Below are 12,666 nucleotides of genomic sequence, written 5' to 3' on the forward strand. Positions count from 1 at the left end.
AACCTCTTTTCTATTCATGTAATGTTTGTTTGGTCACTTACATTATACAAGAATTTGGGGAGGTACTCCTTTTTTCATGCCTTGAAACGCTTGAGAGACAAGGGATTGGAAATATGAAATTCATTCAAGTAAGTATAATTTTTTTCAATTTTAATTATTCAGATAATTATATTATCCTTATCCGTAAAGCATCTGAAGTTTTTAAACACAGTAGGGGGAGAATTAAATGGAAGCAAAATTTTGTAAAGAGTCCAGAGTTATACGAACAAGTCGTGTATTCCCAAATGACGTAAACAATCACAATACATTATTTGGCGGACGATTAATGAGTGATGTGGACCAGGTAGCGTCCATTTCCGCAGCTCGTCATAGTCGCACAGAATGTGTAACAGCCTCAACCGATTCAGTAGACTTTTTATGTCCCATTCATACATCAGATTCGGTTTGTTTTGAATCCTATGTGACATGGACGGGTACATCATCCATGGAGGTTTTTGTAAAGATTATTGCTGAAGATTTAAAAAGTGGTGAGCGTAGAATTGCAGCTACTGCTCTATTAACGTTTGTTGCACTTGATCAGCATAAACGTCCATCACATGTTCCACAGGTCATTCCTGAAACTGAAGAAGAAAAAAAATTGCATGAATCTGCACCGGACCGAGCAATAATGCGAAAGGAGCGAAAACAAAAGAGCAAAGCATTAGCTGCTTTCTTAACACACTAATAGAAGTTCGATTTCTATGAAAAATTCGAGTAAAAGCAAGGAAATGGCCTTCATCATGGGATGAAGGCCATTATTTGCGCAAATAAAACTAGCAGAACGATCCGTTTGAACTATGCCTTATAAATTAATACGTACTCACCTGGTCCAATGAGCGCCACCCCAAGGACTACAGCGATCAAAATAAAGTTATATTCATAACCGCCTTCAGTCAGCCAAAAGCCATTCTTGCCATGGACGGTGAAGATGGCGTCAATCATAACGATTATGATAAGGATTGCACCCAGCCAGGTGAACAGTCCCGCTGAAAACAGCAGTCCGCCAGCCAATTCAAATATTCCTGCTAAAATTGCCCATGTCTTGCTGCCTGTCTTGATTCCAATCGACCCTAAATATTCACCAAATTTGACTACACCTGGACCGCCAAACCAGCCGAATAATTTTTGGCATCCATGCCCCGCGAACGTCATTCCAACAGCCAACCGAATTATCAAGAGCCCTAAATTTATCATTCCTACCCCTTCTTTCAAAGACGATAGCCCAACATAATTAAAGCCGGACAACTAAATATTCCATTTAACTTACTACTTTTTACTGTTGATTTACTCGGGACCGTTTGATGAAGAACGATAGAACTAAGGCTACAAATGCGATTCCAGTTGCAACAATAAAGGCATCATTTATCCCTTCAATCGTAGCTTGCTGCATGGTTTGACCGTAAATTAAATAGGTGGAGAGCTCTTTTCCGGTTGCAGCCGGCAGGTTCGTGAAAGCTGACAAACCTTGAGCTAGCTGCGATAAACTGCTGGTTATAAAAGAATTGGAACTTGAGATGGCATCCCCATACTCACTATAATGAAATCCTTGTCTTGTCGTCATAACTGTAACTAGGAAGGCGGTCCCTATACTTCCAGCGACTTGCCTTGCGGTATTCGAGGCTGCCGTCCCATGAGCACCAAGGTGACGTGGTAACTGATTCAGTCCTTCTGTCATGACGGTCATCATGATAAAGGACATTCCAAACATCCGCATTACGTATAAAAACAGAATATGGCCATAACTGGTTGTCATACTCAGGCTGGTAAATCCCCATGTGGTAAGTACAGTAATCGCCAATCCAGTAACGGCAAGCCATCTTGCCCCGATTCTATCAAAAAGGGCTCCTGAGATAGGGGACATTATGCCCATCACGATGGCACCCGGAAGCATCAACAGACCTGATTGTAAAGCTGTATACCCTCGAATGTTTTGCAAATAAATCGGAAGTAAGATCATGGCGCCAAACATAGCCATGTTAACAATCATACTGATAACGGTTGTTAAGGCGAAAATATCATATTTAAAGACCCGTAAATCAAGCATTGGCTTTTCTGCCGTCAGTTCCCGCCAAACAAAACAGATTAAAGAAATTATTCCAATGATTAAGGAGATAACCACCGTTTTACTGGACCAGCCATCATTACCCGCTTCACTGAATCCGTATAACAAGAACCCAAATCCTAGGGTTGAAAATAAAAATCCTGAGAAATCAAATTTAGGATTTGTGACTTTAGTAACGTCCTTCATCCACATGAAGCTAAGAATTAAATCAAGCACACCGATTGGGATAACAATATCAAACAATAACCGCCATGAAAAATGGCCAATGAGCCAACCGGATAATGTTGGACCAATCGCAGGAGCAAATATCATAACAATCCCCATAATCCCCATAGCCTTGCCGCGCTTTTCCGGAGGAAATAAGGCAAAAAACACAGTCATTAACAGGGGCATAATAATACCTGCACCGCAAGCCTGAATGACCCTTCCAATCATGAGCATACTAAAGTTTGCTGACACTGAACAAACTACTGAACCCAATGTAAATAGAAAAATGGCGCTGATGAACAGTTTTCTTGTTCCAAACTTCTCTATTAAATAGGCCGTTATAGGAATCGCAATTCCGTTTACTAACATATATCCTGTGGAGAGCCATTGTACGGTATTGGCTGAAATCCCCAAATCATTCATAATATGAGGAATCGCTACATTCAGTAAGGTTTGATTCAAAATAGCAACAAACGCACCTAGCATTAAAGCCACAAGAATTTTTCCGTTTCCTGAATCTTTCTCAGAATCGGAAGCAGATAATTCTTTCTGCTTTTTCATGCTTTCTTTCGGCTGAACATCCTCCACTGCATCTTCCAATTCTGCTTCCAGATGAGCAGAATCTTTCAACACTTCCTTTAAGGAAATCTCCTCAGCCGTTATGTCCTTGATTTCAATCTGAGGTATATTTTCCTTAATCTCCTCTTCATTAGTCTCAGGGAAAGCGGCCTTCTCGATTACCTCTTCATTCATTTTTTTTGTTTGTGCTTTGTTTAATCTCTTTTTATTGAATATTCTTAAATTTATTAAGAGTAACAGCAATAGGCCTAAGACAACATAAACAGTGATATAAATTAGCATGTTATCACCTACTTATGAATCCGTACTGTTACGTTCATACCGGGAACGATGGCTACACCTTTATTATCATCAATGGAAATTTTCACTGGAATTACTTGAGTCACTTTAGTGTAGTTCCCTGTATTATTCGAACTTGGTAACAAAGAGAATGTTCCAGCCGTCGCTAAACCAATTTGCTGTACTTTTCCTTTTAACGTGTTATTTGGAAAGGCATCCACATAGATATCGACATCCTGCCCGATTGTCACTTCATCAATTTTGGTTTCCTCAATATTTGCTGTAACCCAAAGATTATTAAAATCATATTCTTTCGCTAATGGTGTTCCTGCAGCCACAAATGAATTTTGAACTCCACTATTCTGAACGATCGTCCCGTCTGTTGGCATTGTCACTTTCATGTCAATAGGTTTACCTTTTTCATCCGTTGTTGCAATGGCTCCAACTTTAGAATCCTTTGAAAAACGATCACCAAGATTGACTTCCCAATTGGTCAATTTGCCATTGGCCGGAGCAGCAATCGTTACTTGTTGTCCTGCTATTTGGGCATTATCCGTCGATAAATAATTTACTGCTCCATTATAATAAGCATATCCTCCAACACCACCACCCACTAATATAAGTAGAATAATAACGTTCAATAACAGCAATTTTTTAGTGCTCATTCCTTTTTTCCTCCCTTAATGGATGAATAGTTTCGTGTTCTCCATTCATTATGTGTCCGCTAATCACGCTCTCCCTTCCTTTGCTTTCCTTACTTAATAACGTATAGAATGAATTATAAATAATCTATTTTTGAGCGTCAATAAACAAAATGACACATTGTCATTTGGAATATTGACAAATAAATATAGGAATATTATCATATTTTTAATTCTATTATGACACGTTATCATTTCAAAAAAGGAGCTCGTCAAATGCCAAAACAAACCTTTTTTAATTTATCAAACGAAAAACAAAGATCATTAATGAATGCTGCTAAGAAGGAGTTTTCGAGGGCCCCTTTACATGAGGCTTCCATTTCGAATGTGATCAAGGACGCTGGAATCCCCAGGGGAAGTTTCTATCAATATTTTGAAGACCTAGAAGATCTATTCTACTATTTATTACATGAGCATTCGCAACGGAATTATGAGCGATTTATCGCAATCATCAAAATGAACAATGGAGATTTATTTGAGTCTATTATGGATTGGTTTAAAGGCATTCTTATTATTTTTGAAGAACCAGAAAATCGGCAATATTTTAAAAATGCCTTTTTAAATATGAATTACAAATTCGAAAAAACATTTACTCAGAATATGTATGGGGAAAGAAGAAAAAGCAAATTTTTTGAAATTATCCACTTAATTAACCCGGAGAATATAAACATATCGAATGAGGAAGATCTCTACCACATCTTTAAAATGCTGATGGCTGTTTCGTTTCAGAATCTCGCCCATGCATTCGGAAAAGAGATGCAAATTAAAGATGTTATAAAGACCTTTTCGTTGGAGATTGAATTACTTAAAAAAGGTTTTTATAAGGATCCTAAATAAACTTAGGAAAACTGAAACTTGGTATTAATATATATTATTATGAGAAATAAATAGGGAGTTCCTGTTTAATGGAACTCCCTATTTTTATAGTATTCTATTGTTTTTTCAAAAAGTGAAATCTATGACCTTAAACAAATACATCTAAAATTAAAACTAGAATAAAGGCGACAAAAGAAAGTATCGTTTCCATGACTGTCCATGTCTTGAATGTTTCTTTAACCGTTAAACCCATATATTCTTTTACCAACCAGAAACCGGCATCATTTACATGTGAGAGCATTAGTGAACCTGCACCCGTAGCAATAACTAATAATTCCAAGTTAACACCTGACATATGTTCCACTACTGGAGAAACAATTCCGGCAGCGGTTGTTAACGCTACTGTTGCTGAACCAGTAGCGACTCGGATTAATCCAGCAACCAGGAAGGCAAGGACAATCGGTGACAAGGACATCTGCTCGGACATTGCTGCAATAGCGTTTCCGACACCGCTTTCAATTAGAATTTGCTTGAACGCTCCACCTGCCCCAATAATGAGAATAATCGAAGCTAACGGCAATAAACATTCTTCCGTTAATTTTTTGATTAACGTCCTGTCCATGCCCTGTCGGTAGCCCAGGAAGAAATAGGCTGTAAAACAGGCGATTAGTAAGGAAATGACCGGGCTGCCAATAAATAATAGGAATTTTTCTATCGCACCTGGCAGTGATAGATATGGAGCAATTACTGTTAACATAATTAATAAAACAGGCAGTAAGATAATGAAAAACGAAATCGAAGTACTTGGTAATCCGCTTGACTTTGTCACAACTCGGATTAATTCAGGTTCACCATCAGGAGTTAGCCGTTTTTGAATCCATTTTGAAAATAAAGGACCGGCAATGATAGCAGTTGGAAAAGCAATAATTAATGAATAAAGCATTACATGTCCTAAGTTTGCATTATATATGCCAATCGCAGTCATCGCACCCGGATGCGGAGGAACTAATCCGTGTACAATCGACAATCCGGCAAGCACCGGGATACCTATTAATAGGATATTTTGTTTCGTAGATTTGCGAATCGAAATAACCAAAGGCAGCAAGATTACTAGACCAACCTCAAAAAATACAGGAATCCCGATAATAAATCCAGAAAGAAGCATCGCCCATGGCAGGTATTTCACACCAAATCTCTTGATAAAGAAATCGGCTACTTGCATGCCCGCACCTGAGTCGGACATCATTTTACCTAAGATGGTTCCCAAGGCTAAAATTCCAATTAGATGTCCAAGGACAGCGCCCACTCCCGTTTCATAGGCAGTAACAATCTTGTCCATTGGTACGCCAGAAAAAACAGCCAGAAACAGGCCTGCTACCGTTAAACTGATAAATGCATGCCATTTCCACCAGGATACTCCTAAAATAACGATTACAATGGCTGCCAATGTAATACCTATTAAATATAAACTCATCTTTTCTCACTCTCCCCTAGGTAATCGCTTACATTAAATACAGAAAATCGGGTTACTGCATGGAATCATTATACGTAACAATATAATTTTGTTTAGTTGTATTATAGTAACCCTCGCTATATTCCACTACATTTCCTTCATCGTCACTAGAACGACGAATTCTTTTTAATACAGCTGTGTCTTTTTCTAAATTTAGTCTTTCGCTAACATGACTAGATGCGATCGAAACCGCAAATTCGTCACGGAATGATTCTAGTCGAATATTTTTCTCTTCTAAAAAGCGGTATAACGATCCGATATTGACATCCTCTACATCTGCCTCACTCATGTCTAATAGGATGTAATGAGTAAAATGAATATAAGGCTCATTGTCCAATATGTAGAGTCGTTCAATTTGAATACAATGGTCCCCAAATAAAGAATAAAGTTCTGAATCCTGAACCAATTCAAGCCTTTTAATACTTAATATCTTTTTGGTAATGTGGTGGCCATCTTCTACTAATAATTCCGTAAAGCGTTTCCCTTTTGAAAGCTTGGCAATCGAAACGTTCGCAATGACCCTTGTTCCTTTGCCGCTTTTTTTCTCCAGATATCCTTCTTGAACCAGTTCTTTAATGGCATTACGTATGGTAATTTTGCTAACATTAAATTCTTCTTCTAATTGGGGCTCAGAGGGAATGTTGGTGTGAATCGAATAAACACCATGTAAAATACGATCCTTCAAAATTTCTTTAATTTGTAAATACAATGGGCCCTTTTTTCGCTTCACATTCATTCCCTATTCGCTCCTTCATCTCTTTATATCATTAATGGTTCCAGTCATGCCGGACAAAATCTCAGCTTCCGTCGACATCGGGGTATCGCCAACGATGGTGCAGGCCAGCATTCCTGCTGCTGCTGCAAACTGGACTGTTTTCTCATGTGAAAATCCAGCCAGCTCGCCATGTAGAATCCCGCTAGTATACGCATCTCCGGCTCCAATTCGATCATATACGGAAAAAGAAATCTTTTCTGAGAAGTGAAACTGCCCGTCTTTATACATATATCCCTGTAAAGAATGGGTATTATCACTATTAATCCCTCTGTGTGTTCCCGCAATCGTTTGAATATCGAAGTGTTTTGCCACCTTAGGAATGAGGTCTTTCAGCTGTTCCTCCCGGGACGTTTCTGCTGTTTCCATTCCTAAAATATACAGCGCATCTTTTTCATTCATCATGACGATATCAGCCAAGTCTAGCATGTCTTCATAATGGGGTTTCGCCTCGCTGTAGCCCCCCTCCCATAAGGAAGGGCGGTAATTACAGTCGAAACAAACTAATCCGCCTTTTTCTTTTACCTTTTTAGCCAGTACTTTCATACTATCACGGACCCCATCGGTCATGGCAAGCGTTATACCGCAAAAGTGAATAATATCTGCCTGATCTGCAATCAAGTCCAGATCGTAATCCGAACCACAGGCAGTATTAAAGCTGCTCTCTAGGCGATTCGTATAGGTAACCCTGCTCGCCCGCTGCCCAAAACCATTTTCTAAAAAATACAAACCAAGATTTTTTCCGCCTCTAGAAATGAATCTTTGATTGATGCCCAATCGCTGTAAGAAAGAAATTGCCGCATCACCTAAAGGATTATCTGGTAATTTTGTCACAAGATAGCCATTATGGCCTAACTTAGTCATCGCAGAAGCAACGTTTACCCCCGTGCCTGAAAAAGAGTATTGTAATGTGTTAGCCTGAGTCAGTAATTCGTATCCCGGCACCTGCAAACGCATCATGACTTCCCCGAAAGCAACAATTTGTTTAGGCATATTTCTCAACCAATTTTTTCGTAATGGCAAGTAGTAATCTCACATCATCCGGATTTGTTTTTCCTGTTTCCTTATTAATAATAGAGGAATATACGTGAGGAATAATTTTAGGCACTTTTGCTTCCAAAGCGATCTCTAAAATGGTCTCAAAATTATCTAAATCAATTCCACCAGTTGGCTCTAACGCAAACCCTTCTTCACCGCAAGCTTTCGCAACTGCACGGAACTCATCCTCATGCTTTAAGCCTTTCATTGGAAAGTATTTCAAAGCATTTCCACCCATATCCCGCACCAACGCAATTGCCGCCTTGATAGGAACAATTGCTGTTTCATCCGCTGCAGCACTTACAGGACCAGTCGAAATATTCACATACCCTACTTTTCCTGTTGGAGATACGAGAGAATTAATCCAGCTATCATTCTCTCCTAAATTGGCACGTGTTGCCCCCACCGTAGGAAACACTTGATTGATATGACTTCCCGGATAGGATTTTGCGATTTCCGCGACCACTGCTGCTTGTTTATTATCACCCGCACCAAGGCCAATTGATACGGCTTCATCAATCGCTGCCCCATATTCCTTCATCGCAGTTACAGCAGCCTCTACCGTAGGATAATCCTTTGAAAGCACCCCAACTAGTACATGTCCTTCCGCCGCTTCAAAAACTTCGACCGCATTTTCAATGCTATTAGCTAGAACATTCAAGGCAACGCGGTTGTGATAAAAACGTTTTTCAATGTTTGTCATTGTTTGTTTCCTCCTAAAATTGCTCTTAATTGGCCTTCAATTACGTAAATGTCGTCACCCTGTAATGGTCGTGGATCAAGATCGAAAAAGCCCTGTCGAATTCCGTAATCACGGGTATAGATCGCAATTTCACCATTTCTTAGCTTGTCATTTACTTCCTTCGCAGTTGTTTTCGTCACAGCCGGATCAATGTGAATCCGAGCTCTGAAAATGGCACGGCCTGCTTCATCCTGTACAATCGTAACTTTTACACCGTCAATTGATTCAAGTGATTTAAGAACTTCTAGGCTGGCTTTTTCCTTTACGCTATTGTCGGTTTTGACAAAATACTCATCTAATGCCTGCAATAATCCAAAGGTTGTTTCTTTGCCGACCTTCATGCTTCTGCCTATGCAATGCAATTGAACCTTTACCCAATCGATATATTTTTGTTTTCCGGCAACTATTCCGGACGTTGGACCTTCAATCGCTTTCGAGCCGCTATAAATTGCTAAATCAGAAACTTGTACATATTTTTTTAAATCTTCCTCCGCAGCTGCATCGACAATCAATGGAACATGATTCGCTTGCGCTATTTCAAAAGCCTCTTCAACAGAAATCATATTTTTTTGAACAGCGTGGTGGGATTTGACGAAAAGAATCGCCGCCGTATTTTCAGTTATGGCATCGGCAATGTGCTCCGCTTTACCCTCATTGGCATATCCGACTTCCACTAATTTTCCGCCGCCGAGGAAAACCATTGTTTCCACCGGAGCCCCGTATTGAACGTTATGGCCCTTCAGCATGATGATTTCATTTTTTTGAATAGTTTCTTGATGAAGTCTTTCACTTCTTCGCCGGTTTCCTTCCGTCACGATTGCTGCAACAGAAAGAGCGATTCCACTCGATGCCGAATTCACGACGACAGCTGCCTCTGATTGAATTAGATCAGCGATATGCTGTCCTGCCTTATCAACTAAATCAGCGATTTCAACATAATTTTGACCGCCTATTTTCATAGCTTCCATTACGGTGTCTGTTGGGGCTGAAACACCTAAAATACTCATCCGGCCGCTTGCATTGATAACCCTCTTCAAGCCATATTTAGCATTCAATGTATTCTCCATTAATAACCACTCCTTTTACGACAATTTTCTGCTCTGCTGTTCGTTCATCTCCTTCGGAATCCATCAGCGTAGTCACTCCATCCTCTATTGAAAATAAAGTGAGGTTGGCTAAATCTCCCGCAGAAATCCTGCCTAGTTCCGGCTTATTCAACCAGTCTGCCGCTTTAACTGTAACGGCATCTATGACCTCTTTTAAGGGATAGCCTAAATACAAAAATTTAGATAATACACTGGCCATACTATACACCGGGCCGTGCAAGCGATTTTTCCGATAGATATCCGTGCTGATGGTATCAAAGTGGATACCATACTCTTTCGCTCGCTCTGCCGTTTGGAAAGAAAAGCTTGCATTCCCATGGCCAACATCCAAATGTACTCCTCGTTTCATTGCATCCAGCAGCTTGGGAAGAGGTTTTCCTGCTTCATCAAATAAATTATTGTCTTTCCCGTTTAAGTAATGGGTGATAATATCCTTTTTCTCAAGCAAATCAAGGACATCATTAATATCCGGCGGTCCTGAACCAATATGAACCATCAATGGCAGCTCAGTGTCCTTAGAAAATTTTCTGGCCACTTTTAGTGGTTCTACTCCATTTGGCCCCACGACACTTTTACTAATCCTCGCTTTCAGTCCAACAATAAAATCTTTGTGTTCGGCTATGGCTGCTTTTAACGCATCCTCATCGAGCCACGAAAGGTCGGATAATTCATCGATACGCTTAAGGCCAATTCGTGAGATATTTATAAAGGCAAAAACATTCGTCTTCGACTTTTTACAGCTGTAAACCAAGTCAGGCAAACGATCAGCACCCGTACTGCCGGCATCTACAATCGTTGTTACCCCTGTTTTATAGCCAATCTCATCTACATCATCACCATATGGATCAAATTCTGGAAAGGCATGGACATGCATATCAATCCAGCCGCTGGAAACCACCACTTGATGTTTAAAGTTCATTACATTTCCGCCATTTCCAGTACCTGCCGGAACAATGTTTTGGATTTTTTTATTTTCTACGATGATGTCTACAGAATTTCCAGTGATCAGTTTTACATTCTGCAATACAAAACAATCTTTCATTTCCCTCATCCTTTTCGGTAAACCTAATAAAGTGGGTACTTGTATGCGGTTTTATCTACCTCGTTTGTTTTACTTACAGGATTAGGTTACCACGTATTTTCACTTCGGTCAATATAACGTTATAATGTTTAGAGGTTATATTTAGCTTCTAAAAAATCTCTTTGAATTTATTATTCCTTGAAAAAAGCAAATGCAGGCACAAAAATGCCTTTCACTTCATCCAATGATTTAAATTTCCTTGAAATTGCTTGGTGAATTTAATTACAAACTACTTCAATGGTGTGGTAAAATTCAATTTATCAATCTATTAAATCCAATACAAAGCAGGTGGTTACGCGTGTCCTCTGAAAAAGAAGTGAAGCTTTATTTTGTTCGGCATGGAGAGACCCTTTTTAATGTAGAGAAACGATTACAAGGATTTTGTGATTCACCTCTTACGGATAAAGGAATTGAACAGGCGAAATCTGTAGGAATTGGTTTATCTGATATCGAATTTAAAGCAGTATACGCAAGTGAAAGCCAGAGAGTAGTAGATACGGCTAGGTATGCCATTGGCCATCGAAACATCCCCATCATAACGGATCCACGTCTAAAGGAAATGAACTTCGGTGCATTGGAATCCCTATTACAAACGGAAATTCTAGCTCAATATGGGAATATCCTAGAAACATTATTCAGCATTAGCGATTTAAATCTATCAGCACCTGAAGGAGAATCCTACTTACAGCTTTTTTCACGGACAAACACTGCTATCAATGAGATTGTTCATAAACATAAACATGACGGTGGCAATGTTCTAGTATTTTCACACGGAGTTACAATCGGCAACTATTTAATGCAATTAGCAAAAATGAGCAGTTATATTCACCATGATAATTGCAGTGTTTCTGTAATCAGCTATTTGAACGGTGAATTTTATGTAGACAGGATTGCTGATACTTCTTTTAGAGATAAAAACTACAAAAAATAAAATCCAATCATAACTCTATTGGTTAAAAGAAAAGCAATTCTCAGAGTTTAATTCAGGAAAAAGCCTCCGATCAAGAATCAGCATAGATTTTTCGCAAGTATATGACGGATAAGGCGAACAGTGTCAGTCACTGTTCGCCTTATTTGAACTCTAGTAGAGTTCGTTCAAATAATCTTCTTCGAGCACTTTGTTTAGTTCCTTTTCGGTCATGTCGGGGATTTTTGAATGTTCTAATAGGATTTTTGCTGCATTTGGAAGTGACCCCTTTTCACTCCATGTTTCCGGTTCCCAAAGGCCTGATCGTTTCATCGCTTTTGCACAATGAATAAAGCATTCTTCCACTTCAATGCAGATTCCAACCAAGGGGTTCTTTCCTTGATGGGCCATTTGTGCAAGGAGAATGTCATCTTTCACCAAGTATGCTTTTCCATTGACTCTTAACGTTTCCCCCAGACCAGGAATAAGAAAAAGCAGACCTGCCTTTGGATTGGATAAAATATTTCGCAATGTATCTATTCTCTTATTCCCTGGCCGTTCTGGTATAATGATATGCTTTTCATCAAGGACAAGAGCAAACCCAGGCGTGTCTCCACGAGGTGAAACATCACAATATCCAGAAGCATCAGAAGTAGAGATCACTAGAAAAGGAGAACGGGAAATAAAATCCTTACAATGATCGTCTACATAGGAAATCACTTTTTTTCTAACTAGTTCACTCGGTTCCCCTATAATCGAACGTAATTCATCCTCTGTTTCAATTTTTTCTTTACATGTAAGATTAGGTACCGGCATTACCACAC

At 39.4% G+C, this 12,666-nt stretch carries 13 protein-coding genes; 3 read left to right on the forward strand and 10 right to left on the reverse strand.

Going from position 1 to position 12,666, the window contains the following annotated elements; all coding sequences use genetic code 11:
- Positions 1-226: 226 nt before the first annotated feature.
- Positions 227-724: an acyl-CoA thioesterase gene (locus M3610_RS20135; RefSeq protein ID WP_251461864.1), complete on the forward strand. Its 498-nt coding sequence runs from the start codon at positions 227-229 to the stop codon at positions 722-724.
- Between the two features lie 110 nt (positions 725-834).
- On the opposite strand, the gene M3610_RS20140 is transcribed toward M3610_RS20135, so the two are convergent.
- The 3 genes from M3610_RS20140 to M3610_RS20150 all read right to left on the reverse strand — a co-directional run bounded on the left by M3610_RS20140 (position 835) and on the right by M3610_RS20150 (position 3,831).
- Positions 835-1,233 (reverse strand): DoxX family protein, encoded by a 399-nt coding sequence (locus M3610_RS20140; protein WP_251461865.1) that lies wholly within the window; start codon positions 1,231-1,233, stop codon positions 835-837.
- Positions 1,234-1,312: 79 nt separating this feature from the next.
- Positions 1,313-2,869, reverse strand: coding sequence for a DHA2 family efflux MFS transporter permease subunit (locus tag M3610_RS20145; RefSeq protein WP_396953663.1), 1,557 nt, complete (start codon positions 2,867-2,869; stop codon positions 1,313-1,315).
- A gap of 308 nt (positions 2,870-3,177) precedes the next feature.
- Positions 3,178-3,831, reverse strand: a complete 654-nt coding sequence (locus M3610_RS20150) for an HlyD family secretion protein (RefSeq protein ID WP_251461867.1) — start codon at positions 3,829-3,831, stop codon at positions 3,178-3,180.
- Positions 3,832-4,083: 252 nt separating this feature from the next.
- Between M3610_RS20150 and M3610_RS20155 the strand changes: the two genes are divergently transcribed.
- On the forward strand, positions 4,084-4,704 hold the full coding sequence (locus M3610_RS20155) for a TetR/AcrR family transcriptional regulator (protein WP_098576000.1): 621 nt from the start codon (positions 4,084-4,086) through the stop codon (positions 4,702-4,704).
- 127 nt (positions 4,705-4,831) lie between these two features.
- Here the strand turns inward: M3610_RS20155 and M3610_RS20160 are convergent, their stop codons facing one another.
- The 6 genes from M3610_RS20160 to M3610_RS20185 are packed head-to-tail and all read right to left on the reverse strand — an operon-like array spanning position 4,832 to position 10,896.
- Positions 4,832-6,157 carry a GntP family permease gene (locus M3610_RS20160; protein ID WP_251461868.1) on the reverse strand — a complete coding sequence of 442 codons (1,326 nt, stop codon included), beginning with the start codon at positions 6,155-6,157 and terminating at the stop codon, positions 4,832-4,834.
- 52 nt (positions 6,158-6,209) lie between these two features.
- Positions 6,210-6,932, reverse strand: coding sequence for a GntR family transcriptional regulator (locus tag M3610_RS20165; protein WP_251461869.1), 723 nt, complete (start codon positions 6,930-6,932; stop codon positions 6,210-6,212).
- 15 nt (positions 6,933-6,947) lie between these two features.
- Positions 6,948-7,961: a sugar kinase gene (locus M3610_RS20170; RefSeq protein WP_251461870.1), complete on the reverse strand. Its 1,014-nt coding sequence runs from the start codon at positions 7,959-7,961 to the stop codon at positions 6,948-6,950.
- Positions 7,954-8,709: a 2-dehydro-3-deoxy-phosphogluconate aldolase gene (gene dagF / locus M3610_RS20175; protein ID WP_251461873.1), complete on the reverse strand. Its 756-nt coding sequence runs from the start codon at positions 8,707-8,709 to the stop codon at positions 7,954-7,956. The genes M3610_RS20170 and dagF overlap by 8 nt, the downstream gene beginning before the upstream one ends.
- Positions 8,706-9,815, reverse strand: a complete 1,110-nt coding sequence (locus M3610_RS20180) for a DgaE family pyridoxal phosphate-dependent ammonia lyase (protein WP_251461874.1) — start codon at positions 9,813-9,815, stop codon at positions 8,706-8,708. The genes dagF and M3610_RS20180 overlap by 4 nt, the downstream gene beginning before the upstream one ends.
- A complete protein-coding gene (locus M3610_RS20185; protein ID WP_251461876.1) occupies positions 9,793-10,896 on the reverse strand; it encodes an amidohydrolase/deacetylase family metallohydrolase in 1,104 nt (367 codons plus the stop codon). The genes M3610_RS20180 and M3610_RS20185 overlap by 23 nt, the downstream gene beginning before the upstream one ends.
- Before the next feature lie 337 nt (positions 10,897-11,233).
- Between M3610_RS20185 and M3610_RS20190 the strand changes: the two genes are divergently transcribed.
- Entirely contained in the window at positions 11,234-11,866 is a 633-nt protein-coding gene (locus M3610_RS20190; protein WP_251461878.1) for a histidine phosphatase family protein, read from the forward strand.
- A gap of 150 nt (positions 11,867-12,016) precedes the next feature.
- Here the strand turns inward: M3610_RS20190 and M3610_RS20195 are convergent, their stop codons facing one another.
- Positions 12,017-12,658, reverse strand: a complete 642-nt coding sequence (locus M3610_RS20195) for a pyridoxamine 5'-phosphate oxidase family protein (RefSeq protein ID WP_251461879.1) — start codon at positions 12,656-12,658, stop codon at positions 12,017-12,019.
- Positions 12,659-12,666: the final 8 nt, after the last annotated feature.

This window comes from Neobacillus sp. MER 74 (genome assembly GCF_023714155.1).